The sequence below is a fragment of the Janthinobacterium sp. Bl 1 genome, assembly GCF_058215535.1.
The window spans coordinates 3,656,781-3,677,290 of the sequence record NZ_CM177086.1 but is presented as its reverse complement, the minus strand read 5'-3'; the positions used below and the strand labels follow the sequence as shown (position 1 = coordinate 3,677,290).

At 61.0% G+C, this 20,510-nt stretch carries 20 protein-coding genes; 7 read left to right on the top strand and 13 right to left on the bottom strand.

The window, feature by feature from the left end:
- The first annotated feature begins 175 nt into the window (after positions 1 to 175).
- From AC4BCN_RS16380 to AC4BCN_RS16365, 4 genes are all read left to right on the top strand, one after another.
- On the top strand, positions 176 to 1,774 hold the full coding sequence (locus AC4BCN_RS16380; RefSeq protein WP_034756044.1) for an ABC-F family ATPase: 1,599 nt from the start codon (positions 176 to 178) through the stop codon (positions 1,772 to 1,774).
- Between the two features lie 220 nt (positions 1,775 to 1,994).
- A complete protein-coding gene (nadA, locus tag AC4BCN_RS16375; protein ID WP_034756048.1) occupies positions 1,995 to 3,128 on the top strand; it encodes a quinolinate synthase NadA in 1,134 nt (377 codons plus the stop codon).
- Positions 3,125 to 3,991: a carboxylating nicotinate-nucleotide diphosphorylase gene (gene nadC, locus AC4BCN_RS16370; protein WP_485877033.1), complete on the top strand. Its 867-nt coding sequence runs from the start codon at positions 3,125 to 3,127 to the stop codon at positions 3,989 to 3,991. Before nadA ends, nadC begins: the two co-directional genes overlap by 4 nt.
- On the top strand, positions 3,991 to 4,749 hold the full coding sequence (locus AC4BCN_RS16365; RefSeq protein WP_128143160.1) for a substrate-binding periplasmic protein: 759 nt from the start codon (positions 3,991 to 3,993) through the stop codon (positions 4,747 to 4,749). Before nadC ends, AC4BCN_RS16365 begins: the two co-directional genes overlap by 1 nt.
- Before the next feature lie 51 nt (positions 4,750 to 4,800).
- Here AC4BCN_RS16365 and ypfJ read toward each other — a convergent pair whose 3' ends face one another.
- A complete protein-coding gene (ypfJ, locus tag AC4BCN_RS16360; RefSeq protein ID WP_490491246.1) occupies positions 4,801 to 5,691 on the bottom strand; it encodes a KPN_02809 family neutral zinc metallopeptidase in 891 nt (296 codons plus the stop codon).
- Between the two features lie 153 nt (positions 5,692 to 5,844).
- On the opposite strand from ypfJ, the gene AC4BCN_RS16355 reads away from it, so the two are divergent.
- Positions 5,845 to 6,738, top strand: a complete 894-nt coding sequence (locus tag AC4BCN_RS16355; protein ID WP_490491245.1) for a GNAT family N-acetyltransferase — start codon at positions 5,845 to 5,847, stop codon at positions 6,736 to 6,738.
- Between the two features lie 9 nt (positions 6,739 to 6,747).
- Here the strand turns inward: AC4BCN_RS16355 and AC4BCN_RS16350 are convergent, their stop codons facing one another.
- The gene (locus AC4BCN_RS16350) at positions 6,748 to 7,446 is read right to left on the bottom strand and encodes a DAPG hydrolase family protein (protein WP_490491244.1); all 699 of its coding nucleotides are present in this window, start codon (positions 7,444 to 7,446) and stop codon (positions 6,748 to 6,750) included.
- A 107-nt stretch (positions 7,447 to 7,553) separates the two neighbouring features.
- Between AC4BCN_RS16350 and AC4BCN_RS16345 the strand changes: the two genes are divergently transcribed.
- Positions 7,554 to 8,228 carry a TetR/AcrR family transcriptional regulator gene (locus AC4BCN_RS16345; protein ID WP_490491243.1) on the top strand — a complete coding sequence of 225 codons (675 nt, stop codon included), beginning with the start codon at positions 7,554 to 7,556 and terminating at the stop codon, positions 8,226 to 8,228.
- Here AC4BCN_RS16345 and AC4BCN_RS16340 read toward each other — a convergent pair.
- The 7 genes from AC4BCN_RS16340 to AC4BCN_RS16310 all read right to left on the bottom strand — a co-directional run bounded on the left by AC4BCN_RS16340 (position 8,191) and on the right by AC4BCN_RS16310 (position 13,617).
- Positions 8,191 to 8,871 carry a DNA alkylation repair protein gene (locus AC4BCN_RS16340; RefSeq protein ID WP_490491242.1) on the bottom strand — a complete coding sequence of 227 codons (681 nt, stop codon included), beginning with the start codon at positions 8,869 to 8,871 and terminating at the stop codon, positions 8,191 to 8,193. The genes AC4BCN_RS16345 and AC4BCN_RS16340 overlap by 38 nt on opposite strands.
- A gap of 66 nt (positions 8,872 to 8,937) precedes the next feature.
- Positions 8,938 to 9,714 carry a peptidylprolyl isomerase gene (locus AC4BCN_RS16335; RefSeq protein WP_034756072.1) on the bottom strand — a complete coding sequence of 259 codons (777 nt, stop codon included), beginning with the start codon at positions 9,712 to 9,714 and terminating at the stop codon, positions 8,938 to 8,940.
- Positions 9,715 to 9,825: 111 nt separating this feature from the next.
- Entirely contained in the window at positions 9,826 to 10,605 is a 780-nt protein-coding gene (locus tag AC4BCN_RS16330) for a peptidylprolyl isomerase (RefSeq protein WP_034756076.1), read from the bottom strand.
- 113 nt (positions 10,606 to 10,718) lie between these two features.
- Entirely contained in the window at positions 10,719 to 11,021 is a 303-nt protein-coding gene (locus AC4BCN_RS16325) for a BolA family protein (RefSeq protein WP_490491241.1), read from the bottom strand.
- On the bottom strand, positions 11,018 to 11,647 hold the full coding sequence (locus AC4BCN_RS16320) for a septation protein A (RefSeq protein WP_128143165.1): 630 nt from the start codon (positions 11,645 to 11,647) through the stop codon (positions 11,018 to 11,020). Before AC4BCN_RS16320 ends, AC4BCN_RS16325 begins: the two co-directional genes overlap by 4 nt.
- Positions 11,648 to 11,727: 80 nt before the next feature.
- Positions 11,728 to 12,129, bottom strand: a complete 402-nt coding sequence (gene msrB / locus AC4BCN_RS16315; protein ID WP_034756083.1) for a peptide-methionine (R)-S-oxide reductase MsrB — start codon at positions 12,127 to 12,129, stop codon at positions 11,728 to 11,730.
- A gap of 9 nt (positions 12,130 to 12,138) precedes the next feature.
- Positions 12,139 to 13,617, bottom strand: coding sequence for a protein adenylyltransferase SelO (locus AC4BCN_RS16310; RefSeq protein WP_490493609.1), 1,479 nt, complete (start codon positions 13,615 to 13,617; stop codon positions 12,139 to 12,141).
- A gap of 225 nt (positions 13,618 to 13,842) precedes the next feature.
- Here AC4BCN_RS16310 and AC4BCN_RS16305 point away from each other — a divergent pair, with 225 nt between their 5' ends.
- The gene (locus tag AC4BCN_RS16305) at positions 13,843 to 15,501 is read left to right on the top strand and encodes a 3-(methylthio)propionyl-CoA ligase (RefSeq protein ID WP_490491240.1); all 1,659 of its coding nucleotides are present in this window, start codon (positions 13,843 to 13,845) and stop codon (positions 15,499 to 15,501) included.
- On the opposite strand, the gene AC4BCN_RS16300 is transcribed toward AC4BCN_RS16305, so the two are convergent.
- Genes AC4BCN_RS16300 through AC4BCN_RS16285 form a run of 4 tightly spaced genes read right to left on the bottom strand, consistent with a single transcriptional unit; the run spans position 15,498 to position 20,054 of the window.
- Positions 15,498 to 17,021, bottom strand: coding sequence for a chemotaxis protein CheW (locus AC4BCN_RS16300; RefSeq protein WP_490491239.1), 1,524 nt, complete (start codon positions 17,019 to 17,021; stop codon positions 15,498 to 15,500). The genes AC4BCN_RS16305 and AC4BCN_RS16300 overlap by 4 nt on opposite strands.
- The gene (locus AC4BCN_RS16295) at positions 17,008 to 17,532 is read right to left on the bottom strand and encodes a chemotaxis protein CheD (protein ID WP_139089177.1); all 525 of its coding nucleotides are present in this window, start codon (positions 17,530 to 17,532) and stop codon (positions 17,008 to 17,010) included. The genes AC4BCN_RS16300 and AC4BCN_RS16295 overlap by 14 nt, the downstream gene beginning before the upstream one ends.
- The gene (locus AC4BCN_RS16290) at positions 17,529 to 18,353 is read right to left on the bottom strand and encodes a CheR family methyltransferase (protein ID WP_490491238.1); all 825 of its coding nucleotides are present in this window, start codon (positions 18,351 to 18,353) and stop codon (positions 17,529 to 17,531) included. The genes AC4BCN_RS16295 and AC4BCN_RS16290 overlap by 4 nt, the downstream gene beginning before the upstream one ends.
- Before the next feature lie 3 nt (positions 18,354 to 18,356).
- Entirely contained in the window at positions 18,357 to 20,054 is a 1,698-nt protein-coding gene (locus AC4BCN_RS16285; RefSeq protein ID WP_490491237.1) for a methyl-accepting chemotaxis protein, read from the bottom strand.
- Positions 20,055 to 20,510 lie beyond the last annotated feature (456 nt).

Below are 20,510 nucleotides of genomic sequence, written 5' to 3'. Positions count from 1 at the left end.
GCACGCAGCGTATCTGCTAAATGGAAATACGGCAATCATATTTTCTTGCCATTATTTCTCCGCATGCACTCGGAGCGCCCTCGGCGGACCACTATAGAGTGATGAGGGTGGGTGCTGTATAATGGGAGAAAAGTATTTAACTAGCTGTTTTAACTGAATAAAGACCCAATATCACATGCTATCTACAGCAAATATTACGATGCAGTTTGGCGCCAAGCCATTGTTTGAGAATATCTCCGTCAAGTTCGGCGACGGCAACCGCTATGGTTTGATCGGCGCGAACGGCTGCGGCAAGTCGACGTTCATGAAGATCCTGGGCGGCGACCTGGACCCGTCGGGCGGCAACGTCATGCTCGATACCAACGAACGCCTGGGCAAGCTGCGCCAGGATCAGTTTGCCTTTGAAGACATGCGCGTCCTCGACGTCGTCATGATGGGCCACACGGAAATGTGGGCCGCCATCCAGCAGCGCGACGCGATCTACGCGAACCCGGAAGCGACGGACGACGACTACATGCAGGCGGCCGAGCTGGAAGGCAAAGTGTCCGAATACGACGGCTACACGGCCGAATCGCGCGCCGGCGAGCTGCTGCTGGGCGCCGGTGTCGCCATCGACCTGCACCAAGGCCCGATGAGCAATGTGTCGCCAGGCTGGAAGCTGCGCGTGCTGCTGGCACAGGCGCTGTTCTCGAATCCGGACATCCTGCTGCTCGACGAGCCGACGAATAACCTGGACATCAACACGATTCGCTGGCTGGAAGACGTGCTCAACGAGCGCAACTCCACCATGATCATCATTTCCCATGATCGCCACTTCCTGAACCAGGTCTGCACCCACGTGGCCGACATGGACTACGGCACCCTGAAGATTTATCCAGGCAACTACGACGAATACATGTTCGCCTCGACCCAGGCGCGCAACCAGCAGCTGGCCAACAATGCGAAAGCGAAAGACAAGGTTGCCGAGCTGCAGGAATTCGTCCGCCGCTTTGCTGCGAACAAGTCGAAGGCCCGCCAGGCGACGTCGCGCGCCAAGCAGATCGAAAAGATCAAGGTCGACGACATCAAGCCATCGTCGCGCGCCTATCCGTTTGTGCGTTTCGACGGCGAAAAGAAATTGCACCGCCTGGCCGTGGAAGTCGAGAACATCTCGAAAGGTTTTGACCGCCAGCTGTTCAAGAACTTTTCCATCATGGTGGAAGCGGGCGAACGCATCGCCATCATCGGTGCCAACGGCGCCGGCAAGACCACCATGCTGCGCTGCATCGCGGGCGATATCGCCGGCCTGCAGCCTGACCAGGGCCGCGTGAAGTGGGCGGAAAACGCCAACGTCGGCTACATGCCGCAAGATCCGACGGAAGATTTTGCCAAGGATACGAACCTGACCGACTGGATCGGCCAGTGGACGAAAGAGGGCGACGACGACCAGGCCGTGCGTTCCATCCTGGGCCGCTTGCTGTTCGGCGGCGACGATGTCAAGAAGGCCGTCAAGGTGTTGTCCGGTGGTGAAAAAGGCCGCATGATGTACGGCAAGCTGATGCTGGGCCGCCACAACGTGCTGATGCTCGATGAGCCGACAAACCACATGGACATGGAATCGATCGAGTCCCTGAACATCGCGCTGGAAAAATACGCAGGCACCCTGATCTTCGTGTCGCATGACCGCGAATTCGTTTCTTCGCTGGCCAACCGCATCATCGAGATCAAGGAAGATGAAGTGGTCGATTACCGCGGCAACTACGAAGACTATTTGAAGAGCCAGGGTATTGATTAATTTGTAGGGTAACGTTGTGTCGGATTACGCGCTGTGCGCTAATTTGACAGACGCCAGGGTGAGTTAATCTTGTAGGTAACGTTGGTCGGATTAGCGCTGCGTAATCCGACATTACAACGTCATCCGCCTGCACCACACCGACGCGCCGCGGTTCATTCGTTCCGGCGCACCTGCTTTATTGCAATCGCGCCGGTCTATCCCGTTTTTGTTTGACACAGCCATGCAAACTTTAGCCATCAAATCCGTCGAGTACGAACATCCACAAGACGGAGCCAGCTGCACTGCCCACGCCTGGGCACGCACGCCAGCGACGCCGTCCCCGGCCGAGAAAGCCGAACTGATCACGCGCATCAAGCGCCTGCTGATCGAGCGCGAAGCCGTGCTCGTTGCCCACTATTACGTTGATGCTGACCTGCAAGACCTGGCAGAAGCCACGGGCGGCTGCGTCTCCGATTCCCTGGAAATGGCCCGCTTCGGGCGCGACCATCCGGCCAAGACCCTCGTCGTGGCCGGCGTGCGTTTCATGGGTGAAACGGCAAAGATTCTCAGTCCCGAGAAAACGGTATTAATGCCCGACCTCGACGCGACCTGCTCGCTCGACCTCGGCTGTCCGGTCGATGAATTCACGGCCTTCTGCGACGCCCATCCGGACCGCACGGTGGTGGTGTACGCCAACACCAGCGCCGCCGTCAAGGCGCGCGCGGACTGGATGGTGACGTCGTCCATCGGCCTCGACATCGTTGCCCACCTGCATGCGCAGGGCAAGAAGATCCTGTGGGCGCCCGACAAGCACCTGGGTTCCTACATCCAGAAGCAGACGGGCGCCGACATGCTGCTGTGGCAGGGTAGCTGCCTCGTGCATGACGAATTCAAGGGTATCGAACTTGATTTGCTCAAGGAAGAATATCCGCAAGCCAAGGTGCTCGTGCACCCGGAGTCGCCCGCGAACGTGGTGGCGCTGGCCGACATGGTGGGTTCCACGTCGCAAATGATTGCGGCAGCGCAAACCATGGACACGGATACTTTCATTGTCGCAACCGACAACGGCATCCTGCACAAGATGCGCGCCGCCGCGCCAGGAAAACGTTTCATCGAAGCACCCACGGCCGGCAACAGCGCCACGTGCAAGAGCTGCGCGCACTGCCCGTGGATGGCCATGAACGGCTTGCTGAACCTGGCGCAAACGCTGGAAAACATGCACAACGAAATCCACGTCGATCCTGCCGTCGGCCAGCTGGCCGTGCGCTCGATCAACCGCATGCTCGACTTCGCCGCCGCCAAGAAGGCGGGCCTCAAGCCGGGCGCGGACCTGGCCAAAGAAACCACATTGTTCCAAGGAATCGGCCCAGCATGAGTACTCTCGTTAATTCTTTCGCTCCTTTCGATCCGGCCCTGGCGCGCGCGTTCGAAGGCAATTTGCTGGCCGCCTTGCTGGAAGACGTGGGCCAGTGCGACCTGACGGGCGAGCTGGTGCCGCCCGACCACATCGTCACGGCGCGTGTCATCGTGCGCGAAGCGGCCGTACTGTGCGGCGCGCCGTGGTTCGAAGGCATCATGAAAAGCCTGGACCGCAGCATCGACATCGCCTGGCATTACGCCGAAGGCGACATGATGACGGCCGACAGCGTCGTCTGCACGATTGAAGCGCCGGCGCGCGCCTTGCTCACGGCCGAGCGCAGCGCCCTCAATTTCCTGCAACTGCTGTCCGCCGTGGCCACGGCCACGCGCCGGTATGTCGACGTGATCGCCGGCACCAAGGCGTCCATTCTCGACACGCGCAAGACCTTGCCGGGCCTGCGCCTGGCGCAAAAGTATGCGGTGCGCGTCGGTGGCGGCAAGAATCAGCGCCTGGCCCTGTACGATGGCATCCTGATCAAGGAAAACCATATCGCGGCCGCAGGCGGCGTCAGCCAGGCCCTGGAAAACGCGCGCAATCTCGACGCGGGCGTGCCCGTGCAAATCGAGGTGGAAACCCTGGCGCAATTGCGCGAAGCGCTCGATGCGGGTGCCGTCTCCGTCTTGCTCGATAACTTCAGCAACGACATGATGCGCGAAGCCGTGGCCTTGACGCAGGGCCGCGCCTTGCTCGAAGCGTCGGGCGGCATCAATTTCGACACCGTGCGCGCCATTGCCGAAACGGGCGTGGACCGCATCTCGATCGGCAGCCTGACCAAGGATGTGCGGGCCACCGATTACTCCTTGCGCATCGTCGGCTGATGAAAAAAGCCGGGCGGCGCCTGCTGGCCTTGGCGCTGCTGTGGCCGGCATTTGCCGCGCCCCTGCAGGCACGCGAGCTGCTCGCCGTGGGCGCGCAGTTCGAGCGCGTGTTCGAATACCAGGACAGTGGTGAATATGGCGGCCTGGGCGCGGAACTGCTGCGCCTGATCGCGGCACGCACGGGTAACACCGTGCGTTTTCGCATGGTGCCGTGGGCGCGCGCGCAAGCCATGCTGGTGCAGGGCCAGGCCGATATCCTGATCGGCCCCTACAAGACGCCCGAGCGCATAGTCAGCATGGCCTTTTCCGACAAGCCGTTTTACCAGGACCAGATGGTGTTTTATACGCGCCAGAACGCCAGCTTCAGCTGGGATGGCGACTATGCGGTGCTGAAGAACCGCAGGGTGGTGCTGCTCAATGGCTGGGCGTATGGCGCGGAATGGGAGCGCATGCGGCCCGGCTTGCAGGTCAGCGTGGCCAACAACGTGGAAAATGGCTTGAAGATGCTGGTGCACAATCACGTCGACGTGTTTGTCAGCAACCGCCGCAACACCGATCCCGTCATCGCCCGCCTCGGCTATGGACGCCAGGTGAAACCCCTGCCCAGAATCATCGAACTGCAAAACGGCTATTTCGCCTTCCCCCGCTCGCCCACTTTCGACAAGCTGCGTGTGCAGTTCGACCAGGAACTGAATAACCTGATCGAGACGGGCGAGCTGAAAAGACTGGGCAAGCGCTACGACGTCAGCTTGCCCTGACAGACGCATGCCTGCCCGCAGGGCGGCATGCGTGGGTCCTCGCGGATATCATTACAACTGGCGTGCCTCGAAGGTATTGCACTGGGCAATCTGGCCGCTCTCGATGCCCTTGGTAAACCAGCGTACGCGCTGCTCCGAGGTGCCGTGCGTGAACGAATCCGGCACGACATGGCCTTGCGACTGGCGCTGCAGCGCATCGTCGCCGATGGCCGTGGCCGCTTTGAGGGCCGCTTCCACGTCGCCCTGCTCGAGGATCTTGCGGTCGGCGTTCGCGTGATACGCCCACACGCCGGCAAAGCAGTCGGCCTGCAGCTCCAGGCGCACGGACATGGCGTTGGCCTGGCGCTCCGATTGCGTGCGGCGCGCATTGTCCACCTTTTCCGACAAGCCCATCAGGTTTTGCACGTGGTGGCCCACTTCATGCGCGATCACGTACGCTTCCGCGAATTCGCCCGAGACCTTGAAACGCTGCTGCATCAGCTTAAAGAAATCGAGGTCCAGATAGACTTTCTGGTCGCCGGGGCAGTAGAAGGGTCCGCTGGCGCTCTGGCCCGTGCCGCACGCGGTCGGCGTGCTGCCCGAGAACAGGACCAGCTTGGGTTTCACATAGCTGCCGCCCTCGGCCTTGAACAGGGCACTCCACGTGTCTTCCGTATCGGCCAGCACGGTTTTCACGAAGCGGGCCATCTCGTCCGATTCGGGCGGCTGGCGCGCTGGCGCCTGGCTTTGCTGGGTACTGATCTGGCCGCCACCGCCGCTGAGCAGGTTGAGCAAGGTCAAGGGATTGACGCCCAGCACATACGAGCCGACGAGGGCGATGACGATGGTGCCGATGCCGATCGAGCGCCCGCCGAAACCAAAGCCGCCACCGCCGCCCCCGCCGCCATCTTCGCCACGGCGATCTTCCACATTGTCGCTTTCGCGATTGCCTTCCCATTTCATGATATTTACTCCTGCTGCGATTTGCGATTGATTGGTGACGCCTGAATATGTTTCTCGCGACGAATCTTGTTATTATCGCAGTAAACCGCGCTGCGACAGAGGTGACAATGTTACCCTTTGCAACTTTCCACCCACTCCACAACAGGTACATGCATGGCGCTTGCCAACGATACACTCATTTCGCCAACGGCGGTGGTCCAGGCGCAACTGGACGCCTACAACGCGCACGACGTGCCGTCCTTGCTGGCCATCTACGCAGATGATGCGCAGCAATTCCAGCATCCCGATACCTTGCTGGCGCAGGGCGGCGCGCAGATCGGTCCCCGTTTCACGGCCCGTTTCGCGGCCAGCCGGCCACGTGCGCAGTTGCTTAACCGCATCGCCTGCGGCAAGCTGGTGATCGACCATGAAATCGTCCATGGCGACACGGACGATGGCGTGTCGGCCCAGGAACTGGTGGCGACGTATGAGGTGGAGCGGGGTCGCATCAGCCGTGCCTGGTTCAGCTTTGGCGCGTTGACCAGCTTGCGCGTGGCGCTGCCGGCCGATGTGCCTGCCATGAATGCGCTGATCGCCCGCTCCGGCGTGGCACTGAGCGCGGGGTTTTATACGCAGGAACAGGCCGAGGCCGTGACGCGCCACGTGTTCGGCGTCGATACGCAGCTCGTTGCCGACCGGACGTATTTCGTGATCGAACGCGATGGCGCCATGCTGGCTTGCGGCGGCTGGAGCCAGCGTGCCACCCTGTATGGCGCCGACCGCGCCAAGAGCGGGCCGGACCCGTTGCTCGATCCGGCCAGCCAGCCGGGCCGTATCCGCGCCTTCTTTGTCGAACCAGGCGCCGCCCGCCAGGGCCTGGGCAGCATGCTGATGCGCCATTGCGAACGCCAGGCGCTGGCCGCCGGTTTTACCGCCCTGGAACTGGCCGCCACCTTGCCCGGCGTGCCGCTGTACCTGGCCAGCGGCTTTGCCGTGACGGAAGAGTTTCATCTGGACTTGCCCGATGACATCAAGCTGCCGCTGGCGCGCATGTACAAGCAGTTGTAAAACCATGTTTTACCAGGGCAGCGGCGCCTTTTCCCCATTGGCGTGCTCGCCGTAGTACAGCGACGGTAAAAAACGCGACAGATAGGTAAATTCGCTGTAGCAATGGCGCAGCAAATTCAGGCCCAGCACGTCGGGCACGTCGCGCACGGGGTCCAGGCTATTGCGGCCCAGCAAGAAGCGGCTGCGCAGCACGCAACCCGTGGGCGTATCACGCGTCAAATGCAGCATTTCGCCATCGAGCGGGTCGCCGTGCGGGTCCAGTTGCACGTGCTCGCCAAAGCCGATGCGCGCGCAGATGGCAGCCGACAGGGCACCGCTATCCTTGGCCCGTTGCAGTTGCGCCGGGTCAAACACGTCTTTCGGGTCATGGAACTTCAGCTTGGCTTTTACGGGCGGAATGTCGCCCAGGGATTCCACTGCCTCGATCGAGGCGCCATAGTAACTCTCCCCCTTTTTCCACGCATTGTTCCAGCCGTGATGCGCCACGTGGTCGTGCGGATGCCACCACTTGATGTGCTGCGTCGTCTCGAAAAACGTGAACCACCAGTCCAGCATGCGCCCGCTGCAGCCGTGCAACTCCGTGCGCGCCGCCACCAGCAGGCAACCGTCCTCCAGTCGCTTGATGCCCGTTTCTAGGTGCAAGGGAAACGGGTCGAGCAAGCCGCCCGTGCTGGTGATGCTCCATGGGAATTCCATATGTTTCGTCATATCGTTCTCCTTTGTTGGGGTGGGCCGATTATATATTAAAGAAACGAATTGCGTTTCCTAAATATATTTCAGTGTAAAATTGCCCATCGATCAAGCTTGGAGCCCGCATGCAGGAAGAAGAGAGCAAGGCTGTCCGTGGACGGGGCCGTCCAGCGCGGCCACCCGAGGAAGCGCGCGAGGCGGCCGTGCAGGCGGCCACCTGGCTGTTGTTGCACGAAGGCTATGCGGCCACGACCATGGAAGCGGTGGCGCGCCACGCGGGCATGGCCAAGAAGTCGCTGTATCAATACGCGGCCAACCGCGAGGAACTGGTCGCCCTGGTGGTGCGCGGCTGGACGGATGCGTTCCTGCCAGCCATGGCGCACGATGCGGCCGGGCCTAGCGAAGTGTTGCCGCTGTTAAAAGAGATATTGCAGGCGATGGCGGCGCGCGTGCTGACGGCGGATGCCGTCGGCCTGTTCCGCCTGCTGTGCACGGAGTTTCCCGCGCGCGCGGACTTGTTGGCCGTGTATCAGCGCAACGGCATCGAGCGGGGCACGGCCATGTTGGCCGACTGGCTGGGCCGCCAGGCCGCCCGCAGCCACATGACGGTCAGCAATGCGCCTGAACTGGCCGGCTTGCTGCTGGCCATGGTAATTGCCGAGCCGCTGCGGCAGATGGCGCTGGGCTTGCTGGCGCCCATGCCGGCCTGGGATGCCGCGCCCCGCATCGATGCGGCGCTGCGCTTGCTCGGTGGGCAGGCGTTCACCGTGGCTGGTGCTTCAACGCTTCGCGGTAGCTGAGCGCAGACAGTTGCTGGCGGTGCTCCGTGGCAAAAGCCAGCACCTCTGCCGGCGCGTGGCGCGCGTAATCGCGCAAGGCCCAGCCGACGGCCTTGCGGATGAAAAACTCGTCTTCGTGGGCCAGCGCCAGCGCCGCGCCGAACAGCCAGGCGGCATCCGTGTGGGTGCGCCAGCCCAGCTGGTGCAGCATGGCGATGCGGCGCAGCCAGAAGTCTTCATGGCGCAAGCGCGCATCCATGTGCGCATGGCCGTCGCCGCCGCGCTGGTGTTCCGCCTGCAGCACCTCGCCGACGATGCCCGCCATGCCGTCGACGCTGTCCCACCACGCGCGCTGGCGTGCCAAGGCCAGCAGGGCGGGGATTTGCCCGATGTTCAGCTGGCGCCGGTGCAGCGCCAGCATGTCGAGCGCCACGTGCTGGTATTCGCGCTCCGGCTGCTGCCACAGCAGTTGCGCGTGCTCGAGCAAGGTCTTGGCATCGATGCCCGCCAAGCCCGCCAGCAAGTCCCTGGCGGCCAGCCGCCGTTGCGGCGCCGCCACGCCCAGAAAAATGAACTGGTCGCGCATATAGGCCTGCATGGGCGCCGCGCGGCCCGGTTCGGCAGCCGCTTCCAGCGCGGCTTTCAATTCTGCATGTAGATCCATTCCATCTCGCTTTCTTCAGGCGTAAAAAAAGCGCCCCAAGGAGCGCTTTTTCATCCTCATCCAGTATTATTGAATCTTGGCTTTCTTCATCAACTCATCGCGGTAGGCGGCGAGTTTCTTCTGTTGCAGCGACTCGGCCACTTGACCCTTGACTTCTTCCAGTGCCGGCAGCTTCGTCGGACGGGTTTCTTCCAGCTTGATCACGTGGAAACCGAATTGCGACTGCACTGGCGTTTGCGTGACCTGGCCTGGTTTCAGAGCAACCATGGCGTCGGAGAATGGCTTCACGTACGAAGCTGGGCTAGCCCAGTCCAGGTCGCCGCCATTGGCTGCGGAACCGTCTTTCGATACTTTCGCCAGTTCTTCGAACTTGGCGCCGCCTTTCAGCTTGGCGATGATGTCTTTCGCTTCCGCTTCGGTGGCAACCAGGATGTGGCGTGCATGGTATTCCTTGTCGCCCGCTTGTGCCTTGAACTTGTCGTACTCGGCCTTGATTTCAGCATCCTTGACGGGGTTCTTCTTGACGTAGTCGGCCAGCAGGGCGTTGATGATGATGCTTTGACGGGCATTGTCGATCTGCGACTTGACTTCCGGACGCGTGCCGTAGCCTTGCTTGTCGGCTTCCTGGATCAGCACTTCGCGGCCGATCAGGTCTTTTTTGATGGCTTCGCGCAATTGCGGCGAATCCGCTTGCTTGCCTTGGGCGACGACTTGCTTGACGACCTGGTCGACGCGCGACGATGGGATGGCCTTGCCATTCACGGTGGCGACGTTTTGCGCGAACGCAGGGATCGCTACAACGGCGACCAGGGCTAAGATCAGGCGGGCTGGCTTCAAAATCATGTTCATTCCTAATAAATATACTAAAAATCGATATGCGCGGCTGTCGCGCAGTGCGCATTCAGGCGCAGAATACACGACCGGCGCCGAAAAGGGCGCCGGGGAGGTCAGTTCTTACTGAACTTTCGCTTTTTTGATCATTTCTTCCTGATACGCTTGCAGTTTCTTTTGCTGCAGCGCTTCGGCGATCTGTGGCTTGACTTCTTCCAGGGTCGGCAGTTTTGCCGCGCGGGTGTCGTCCAGCTTGATCACGTGGAAACCGTTAGGCGTTTGCACCGGGGTGTCGGTGACCTGGCCTTTTTGCAGTTTCACGAAGGCGTCCGAGAACACTTTCGGGAACGACGATGGGGCTGCCCAATCCAGGTCGCCGCCGTTGTCGGCCGAACCGGTATCTTTCGATTGCTTGGCCAGGTCTTCAAACTTGGCGCCGCCTTTCAGCTTGGCGATGATGTCTTTCGCTTCCGCTTCGGTGCCGACCAGGATGTGGCGCACGTGGTATTCCTTGTCGCCGGTCTGGGCCACGAACTTGTCGTATTCAGCCTTGATTTCAGCGTCGTTGACCGGGTTCTTTTTCAGGTAGTCGCCGACCAGGGCGTTGATGACGATGGCCTGGCGTGCGTTCTCGATTTGCTGCTTGACTGCTGCATCTTTACCGAAACCTTTGTTTTCCGCTTCTTGCATCAGCACTTCACGGCCGATCAAGTCTTTCTTGATCATTTCGCGCAGTTGCGGCGAATCCGGTTGCTGGCCTTGGGCGACGACTTGCTTGACGACTGCATCAACGCGCGACGATGGGATAGGCTTGCCATTAACAACGGCAACATTTTGCGCAAAAACAGGTACCGCGACAACGGCGAGTAGTGCGATCAGCAAGCGGGCTGGCTTAAAAGTCATTATTAAATCCTGTTAGGGAAAGTTTCGTAAAAAACGCATGGAAAGAAAACGCGTGCATGGCGCTTGCGGCAAATGGCATACCAGGTTGCCCCGGTACGCCAAAAACGCCGTCCTTACACTACTTCGGACGGCGCCAGTGCCACAATCGCCAATGCATGTATCTCATTATGCATCATATCGTGCACGGAATCATACACCAGTCGATGGCGCATGACGAGCCTGAGCCCCTCAAATTGACTAGAAATTATGCGTAGATTGTAATGGCCTCCGCCCGAGGCGGCGCCCGCATGGCCCCGGTGGCGCGCCGAGTCGTCTTCCAGCACGCATTCCAGAGGGGAAAGTGCCGTTTCCAGGCGGGTACGAATGCGCTCCATGCGCGTTTCCGGCGCGGTGTTTTCAGTGGTCGAGTTCATCATGCGTCTTCCTTGATATGTTTGGCCAGGAACAGGGTTTGCGCCACGATGAAGGCAAAGAAGATGCCCGTCGCGCCAAACGCCTTGAAGCTGACCCAGGCGGCCATGTCGCCCTTGTACAGCACGAAGGCCACGAACAGGTTCAGCGCGCCGATGGCGCCGAAGAAGATGATCCATGCGGCCAGCAGCTGGTTCCACACAACTTCGGGCAATTGCACTTGCGCTTCCATGGTCTTGCGGATCAGGTTTTTCTTGAAACCCACGTGGGCGATCAAGAGGGCCAGGCCGGACAGCCAGTAGATCAGGGTCGGCTTCCATTTCAGGAAGAAATCATCATGCAGGTAAATGCTGGCGCCGCCGAACACGACAAAAATGAACAGCGACAGCCACAGCATGCCGTCCACCTTGCGCCCGCGCAGCAGCAGATAGCTGACCTGGCAGGCGGTGGCGATGATGCCGACGAGGGTGGCGAGTATCCACGGCGCCTGGTCGGCCTTGATCAGGCCGCCTGACACGAAGCCGGACAGATATTGCTGCACGAAGTCGTGCGTGGCCGCTTCATACATGCCGCCCAGTTTGAAGGCGGCGAAGAAGGCGAGCAGGGGGAATATGTCGAATAGAAATTTCATGGCGAGACTTTACACTGGTCTTATTAGAATCATCTTAGGAATGGCTTAGGAGCAAGAATCGCTCCCAGCGTTCCTGTGTCTCACGGCTGAGGATCGAAGCGCAACGACGCCGAATTGATGCAATAGCGCAAGCCGGTTGGCGGCGGGCCGTCCGGGAAGACGTGGCCCAGGTGGGCGTCGCAGACGGCGCAAACGATTTCCGTGCGCACCATGCCATGGCTGCGGTCGACGATTTCCGTCACGTTGGCCGGATCGAGTGCCTGGAAATAGCTGGGCCAGCCGCAGCCCGAGTCGAACTTGGTGTCCGAAGCGAACAGGGGCGTGTTGCAGCAGACGCAGGTGTAGACGCCGTGTTCATGGTGGTCCCAGAACTTGCCCGTGAAGGCCCGTTCCGTGGCCGCGTGGCGCGTGACTTCGTATTGCATCGAATCGAGCATGGCGCGCCATTCGGCGTCGGTTTTCTTGACTTTATTCGTGGTCATAATGACTCCTTAAGATGAGCAGCTGACTTCAAGGTGGCTGGCCCAGTCGGGCGGCAGGGCCGCATAGTGCTGGTGTTCGGGCTGTTCGTCAAATGGCTTTTGCAAAACTTCCAGCAATGTCGCCACTTCCGTGTAGTCCTGCTGCTGGGCTTTCTCGATGGCCACTTGCGCCAGGTAGTTGCGCAGCACGTATTTCGGGTTGACCTGGTTCATCGCCGCTTGCCGCTCGGCATCGATGCTGTGCTCTTGCCGCAGGCGCGCGCGGTAGGTTGCTGCCCACGTATCGAAGGCGGGGCGGTCGATGAACATGTCGCGCAGCATCGTGTCGTGCTCGGGGGCGGCCACCTGCAGTGTCGCCAGGGCGCGGAAGAAGTTGGTGAAATCCACGTGATTGGCTTGCATCAGCGCAAACATGCTGTCGAACAGCTGCGTATCGTCGTCCTGGCTCGTTTGCAAGCCAAGCTTGGCGCGCAGCAAGGCATTCATCTTCTCCGCAAAGGCGCTCTGGTAGCTGTCCAGCGCCGCCTGCGCCAATGCCACTTCGCCGATCAATGGCAGCAGGGCCTGGCCCAGCGCATAGCAGTTCCAGTGGCCCACCTGTGGCTGGTTGGCATAGGAATAGCGGCCCTGCTGGTCCGTATGGTTGCAGATGTGCTCGGCGTCAAACGCTTCCATGAAGCCGAAGGGGCCGTAATCGAGGGTCAGGCCCAGGATCGACATATTGTCCGTATTCATGACGCCATGCATGAAGCCCACGGCTTGCCACTGCGCAATCATGTGCGCCGTGCGCACGCATACTTCGGCCAGCAAGGCTTGATATGGATTTGATGCGGCGCGCAAATGGGGATAAAAACCATCGATGACGTAATCGGCCAGGATTTTCAGCTCGTCCGGCTGCTTGCGGTAAAACCAGTGTTCGAACGAGCCGAAGCGCACAAAACTAGGCGCCATGCGCGTGACGACGGCGGCAGTCTCGACTGTTTCGCGCATGATGCCTTGCTGCGAACCCATGATGGACAGCGCGCGCGACGTGGGAATGCCCAGCGCCGCCATGGCTTCCGAGCACAGGAATTCGCGGATGGACGAGCGCAGCACGGCACGGCCATCGCCCATGCGCGAATACGGCGTGGCGCCGGCGCCTTTCAGCTGCAGTTCCATCGGGCCATCAGCCGTGGCGATATCGCCCAACAGGATGGCGCGGCCATCGCCCAGCTGGCCGGCCCAGACGCCGAACTGGTGGCCCGAATACACGGCCGACAGCGGTTGCGAGCGCTCGGCCACGGCATTGCCGCTCAGCAGCGCTACGTAATCGGGCTCGGCCAGGCGCGCCGCATCGAGGCCGATCAGGGCCGCGGCTGGCGCGCTGGCGGCCACGAAGTACGGGGCGGGCAGGGGCGTGGGCATCAAGCGCGTATAGAACGCGGGCGGCAAGGCCGCAAAGGCATTATCCAGTGGTAAGGTATGAGCGGTGATGGCAATTCCAGTCAGTAAGATGGACCGGCACGGTGCGCCAGCCTGGAATGCGATTTTACCGCACAGCGCCAAGGCGTGCGCCGGGCGCTGTAGTGGGTATCCGCGCGGCAAAAAACGGAACCGAAAATTCCATGCTGCATCGCAATATCGAAATGCGTTGACGATTTCCGCACGACCGTACGAAACTAGGGAAAATCTTTAAATTCCAACAATAACCGAGTATCCAACCCAGGAGACACGATGTCGGCATTCCCCTTGAGTCCAGTGATGGGCCAGATGATGAATCAGCCCCTGCTGATTTCCAGCATTATCGAGTTTGCAGCGCGTCATTATGGGGGCAGCGAAATCATTTCGCGGCGGGTCGAGGGCGATATGCACCGCTATACCTACCACGATTGCCACCAGCGCGCGCGCCGGCTGGCGAACGCCTTGCATGGCCTCGGTGTCGGCATGGGCGACCGCGTCGCTACCCTGGCCTGGAATGGTTATCGCCACCTGGAAGCGTACTATGCAGTGTCCGGCTCGGGGGCCGTGCTGCACACGATCAATCCGCGTTTGTTTCCCGACCAGATCGCCTATATCTCGAATCACGCGGAAGACCAGGTCTTGCTGTTCGATTTGACTTTCCTCCCCGTGGTGGAAAAGATCGCCGCCGACTGCACCTTTGTCCGTCACTTCGTGCTGATGTGCGACCGCGAGCGCATGCCCGCCAGCAGCACCATCCCCGATCTGCTGTGCTATGAAGACTTGATCGCCACGCATTCCGACGACTACGCATGGCCCCTGTTCGACGAGAATTCGGCCGCCACCCTGTGCTACACATCGGGCACGACGGGCAATCCCAAGGGCGCCCTGTATTCGCACCGCTCGACCGTGCTGCACGCGTACGCGTCGGCCATGCCCAGCGCGCTGAACGTGCGCGCTTCGGACACCGTGCTGCCCGTCGTGCCCATGTTCCACGTGAATGCCTGGGGCTTGCCGTATTCCGTGCCCCTGTCCGGCGCGCGCATGGTGTTTCCCGGCGCGGCGCTCGATGGCAAGTCGCTGTATGAACTGTTCGAGGCGGAAAAAGTGACGTTCTCGGCCGGCGTGCCCACCGTCTGGCTGGGCTTGCTCAACCATGCCTTGCAGAATAATCTGCAATTTTCCACCTTCCGCCGCACCGTGATCGGCGGCGCGGCGTGTCCGCCGGCCATGATGGATACCCTGATCGACAAGTTTGACGTGGAAGTCATCCACGCCTGGGGCATGACGGAAATGTCGCCGCTGGGCACGGCGGGCGGCTTGCAGACCAAGCACCTGGACTTGCCGAAGGACGAGCAGCGCAAGATCCTGCAAAAGCAGGGCCATGCGATCTACGGCGTGGACATGAAGATCGTCGATGACGATGGCAAGGAATTGCCGTGGGATGGCGTGGCCTACGGTCATCTGCTGGTGAAAGGGCCGTGGATCATCTCGTCGTATTACAAGAACGAGGGGGGCGACGTGCTGCAGGATGGCTGGTTCCCCACGGGCGACGTGGCCACCATCGACACGGACGGCTACATGCAGATCACGGACCGCAGCAAGGACGTGATCAAGTCGGGCGGCGAGTGGATCGGCACCATCGACCTGGAAAACCTGGCCATGGCGCACCCGGCCGTGCTGCAGGCGGCCTGCATCGGCGTGTTCCACCCGAAATGGGACGAGCGCCCCGTGCTTGTCGTCGTGCTGCGTCCCGGCATGACGGTCACGCGCGAAGCGTTATTGCAATTTTTCGAGGGCAAGATCGCCAAGTGGTGGACGCCCGACGACGTGCTGTTCATCGACGCCTTGCCCATGGGCGCCACGGGCAAGATCCAGAAGAAGAAGCTGCGCGAGCGGTTCAAGGGGCACCAGCTGCCGGGGATGCAGAACTAGGCCGCCTGCGGCAGCGCCGCCCCCAGCTTTTCCAGCAGATGATCGCACTGGAAGACGGACAGGGTCTGGCGCTGCGCATCCGTGCCGATATCGATCATTTCATCCATTTCGCTGCGCAAGTCCTCGTGCGCGCCCGTGCGGATGATTTGCGGCGCGGCAAAGCGCTGGCTGTCGGAGATGGTCATGATGTTGTCGACGTGATCGACGAGAAAGCCGTAGCGCTCGGCGCCCCGTTCCACGATCAGAATCTTGCCCGCACTGGCGTCCGGCAAGGCCGGCATCGCGTACAGCTGGCGCAAGTCGATGATGCTGATCATTTGCTGGCGCAGGTTCAGCATGCCGCGCATGCAGGCCGGCATGCCCGGTGGCGTCGTGATGGCGCCGCTGAAATCGATGATTTCGCGCACTTGCCCGATTTCCACGGCGAAGCGGGTTTCGACCGTAAACGTGATGTAGACGCGGCGTTGTGCCTTGTGCGTGGCGGCTGCCGTTTCCGTCTCGGCCGGGTACAGGCGCGCGTGGCCGTCGCGCATTTCGATGATCTCGGCCTGCGACAGGGTGCCCTTGTGGTCGAGGAAAATGATATCGCCCAAGCCTTCTTTCGTGATGCAGCCGGCGAACATGGCGGCGCGCGCCTTGCTCAGCAGGGGAATCGGCAGCACTTCGTCGCCAAAGAAATGCACGATGCTGTCGACGGAGTCGACGAGGAAGCCCACGGTCGTGTCCTCGAGGCGCACGACGATGACGCGCTGATCGCAGGTGGCCGCCGTGCCGGATGCGGGTGCCTGCAGCAGGGCGCCGAAATCGACGACCGCCACCTGGCTGCCGCGAAAATGCATGCGCCCCAGGCACAGTTCGCTGTTCAGCAGGGAGCTGTGCAGTTCCGGCACGCGGATGATTTCCTGGATGGCCAGCATTTCAAAGGCAAACGTGGCGCCGGCCGCATGGAAGCTGACGCACTGGCGGCGTTCGCTTTGCGCGTGGTAGCGGGCCGTGCTCAGCTTGGCTCCCGTCGCTTGCAGGGCCAGCACATGGGGCACGTTTTCAATGCGCAGCAAGGCATGCGGGTCGAGCACCTGCAGCAGGCGTGCGCCGCCATCGAGCAGGATCGTGCCGGCGATGACGGCGTGGCTGTCGCCGGCCGCATATTGCAGGGCGCTGCGGGCGCTGGCGGGCACGCGCAGTATTTCGCCCGTATCCTGAAAGACGATGCCGATCAGCACTTGCTGGAAATCGAGAATGGCGATCTTGTCCGTGGCCACGGCGCGCGGCGCATCGGCGCGGAACAAGCGGCCCAGGTTGACCACTGGAATGACGCTGCCGCGCAAGGTGAACATGCCTTCCAGATACGCGGGCGACAGGGGCAGGGCCGTGACTTTCGCGGGATAGTTCACCACTTCGCGGATGCAGCTGGCGGGCAGGGCGAACTCATCGTCGCTCAGGTGGAAGGAGCCGAACAGTTCGGTGGCCGTGTCGCTTGTGCCCTGCGCTTGCAAGCCCGTCGCTTCATGCATATCCATATGCGCCTTCTTTGCGTGGAATCAATTCGGGTTGCGCCACCACATCGGTGACGGCGTAGCTGCGGCTGGCGCAATCGATCAGCAACTGGCGCCCGTGGCGGCCGCCCAGCGCGCAAAAGCTGACGTGCAAGCCGCACTGGTCCAGGTATTTTTGCGCCGCTTCCGCGTTTTGCCGGCCTATCTGCAGCCGCCCGTTGCGCGGTCCAAACATGCTGGCGCCGCCCGCCAGCACCACGTCGATGTCGGCGTAATCGGCCTGGCGCACGCCCATCAGGCGCAGCAGCGAAGGCACGGCCTGGCTCACATAGCGCGCGCCAAGGGCGCTGTCGGCGCCGGGCGCTTCCGGCAACAGACAATGGGCCAGGCCGCAGCATGGGCCATTCTTCCAGATGAAGCCGATGCCGATGCAGGAGCCGAGCAAGGCTTGCAGCTGCTCGCCGTGCGTGCCCACGCTGAGTTGACCCATGCCAACATGGTGCAGCGGCAGGCCATGGTCGATGATGATGCTCATGCGGTACCCGCCTTGTAAATCATGGGAAACTCGAATTGATAGCCGGTACCGAGGCGGGCGATGGTTTCCGACTCGCCCAGAATCAGCCGGCCTTCATCCTTGAGGCTCAGGCGCGCCTGGCGCAGCACGGTTTCCTGGTGCTCGGCGTCGAAATAGATGAGCACATTGCGCAGGAATACCAGGTCGAACTGCCGGGCCGGGCGCAGCGCTTCGAGCAGGTTGTGCCGGGCAAAGCTGACGTGTTGCCGCAGTTCCTCGTTGACCTTGACGCCATACGGTGCTGGCGTGAAATATTTGCGCAGCAAGTCCGGGTGCGACAAACGGATGCGCTCGACGGAGCGCCCGCTGTACTGGCCGGCCCGCGCCGCGCCCAGGATCTGCTGCGAAATATCGCTGGCCAGGATCTGGTAGCGGAAGGCGGGCGCCTGCAACTTGAATTGCTCGCACAGCATGGCGATCGAATACAGCTCTTCGCCGCTGGCGGCCGCGGCCGACCAGATGGCCAGGCAATCGTCCGGATGCGCGCGCGCCCAGGCGGGCAGGTAGCGGTCGCGGAAGTAATCCCAGATCTGCGGCGTGCGGAAGAACAGGGTGTCGTTGGTGGTGACCAGGTCGATGAAATGGGGTACCTCGTCGCGGTCGCTGGCCACGCGCTCCAGGTAAGCTTGGTAGCTGTGCAGGGACAGCGCCTGCAGCCGTGGCTGCAAGCGCCGTTCCAGCAAGACGCTCTTGCGCGCCGTCATGGCGATGCCCGTATGCTGGCGCACCAGCGCGATCAGGGTCGTCAGCACCTCGGGCGTCAAGGTGGCCGCCTGGCTCATCGCCTACACCACGAAGCCGGAGACGGTCTGGTTCAGGCTGCCAGCGCGCTCGTTCAAGCCATCGGTCGAGCGGGCGATGCTGTCGCAGTTGGCGGCCGACTTTTCCGTTTCCTCGGCGATGTACTGGATCGCCGTCGACACTTCGCGCGCCGTCAGCAACTGCTCGTTGGCCGCCTTCGAGATGTCGGAAATGGCCAAGGTGGTCTTCGCCACGCCCGAGACAATCTTGTCGAAGGCGTCGCTGGCCTGGCGCGAAATCTCGCTGCCCGTCGACACGCGCTTGACGGATTCGTTGATCAGCTTGGAGATTTCCTTGGTCGCCTGCGACGAGCGCTCGGCCAGCTTGCGCACCTCGTCGGCGACGACGGAAAAGCCGAGGCCGTGCTCGCCCGCGCGCGCTGCCTCGATGGCCGCGTTGAAGGCCAGCATGTTCGTCTGGTTGGCGATCTCGCTGATGACCTTGACGATTTCGCCGATGTCTTCCGACGAGCGGTTGATCAAGTCCATCGCCTCGATCGATTTGGCGACGGCGCGCGCGCCCGATTCCGCTTCCTGCTGCGTGGCTTTCGCCAGGGAATCGGCATTCGAGGTGTTTTCCGCGATGGAATTGATGGAAAACGTCAAGCCGTCGATGGAGGCGTTCATTTCTTCCACCGTGGCGCCCAGCGCCTGCGTGCCCACGGCCACGCCCGTGGCCCGCTCGGCGATGGCGTTCGACGCGTCGGCAAAGCCGTTGGCCGCCGACACCACGTTGCCGATGACGCCGCGCAAGTCGACGATCATCTTGCTGATGCCGCCGGCCAGCAAATCGATCGGCTCGCCGCCTTCGGGCACGATATTGCAGGTCAGGTCGCCCTGCGCCGCGCGCGCCACTGAGTCGAGCAGGGCATTGACCTTGCGGCTGTCGTTGGCGGCCTTGGCCTGGATACTGTTTTCCAGGTTCACCTGATCCGTGATGTCGATGGCGAACTTGACCACTTTATACGGTTTGCCGTTCAGGTCCAGGATGGGATTGTAGGTCGCCTGTATCCACACCACCTTGCCATGGTTGCCCAAGCGCTTGTAGCGGCCCGCGTCGAATTCGCCACGGTTGAGCTTTTGCCAGAATTTCTTGTACTCGGTGCTGCTCGCATACTCGGGTTCGCAGAACATGCGGTGGTGCTCGCCCTGGATATCGCTCAAGTCGTAATCCATGACGGCGAGGAAATTGTCGTTGGCTTCCAGCACATTGCCCTGCATGTCGAATTCGATCACGGCCTGCGCCTTGCCGATCGCGCTGACCTTGCCTTCGTATTCGACATTGCGCTTTTTCAGGGCCGTGATGTCGGTGGCGAACTTGATGACTTTATAGGGCTTGCCGTCCGCGTCGAGGATGGGGTTGTAGGAAGCGTTGATCCACACTTCGCGTCCATCCCTGGCGCGGCGCTTGTATTCGCCCTGGTCGAATTCGCCGCGTCCCAGCTTGGACCAGAAGTTGCTGTATTCGTCCGTTTTGACATACTCGGGGTCGCAGAAGATCGCATGGTGCTTGCCTTGCACTTCGGCCAGGCTATAACCGACGACGCGCAGGAAATTCTCGTTCGCATGCAGGATGGTGCCGTCGAGTTCGAATTCGATGACGGCCTGGACACGGTTCAATGCAGTATTTATCGCTTGTAAGTCCAGATCCTGCGAGTGGCTGACATGGCTGGCTGCGTCCATAGTATTTCCTTCGGGGTGAGAAGAGGAATGGGGGCAATAAGGCTGCTTTTATTATTTTTTCTGCTATCGGCTTAAGGCAGGAATCAAGGCGGCGCTGTTATTGCATCGCCAGCATCTGGTGATAATTGGTGAGAATGTGCGCGATCAACGGCCGCCAGTGTTTGCCCTGCGGTTTGCCTTTAGTAGATAAATTGTAGAGTATTGATTTGAATCAACAATTTTATTATTCCCCAGCGTCTGTCGAAAAACAAGGGGCGGGAATAAATAATGCAGAAACTGTCGCAATTGCCCCATGCCGGCATATAACAAAATCATTATTTTGCATAATAAAACGTTGTTATTATTATTGCTGTTTGATTAATTAAATGAATATCTAAGTGATAGCTTCTACAAGAGCTTGCTGCTTGCAGCAGAATCTTTCCGCAAACGATGTTGTACCATGGCGTAGCATGCTGG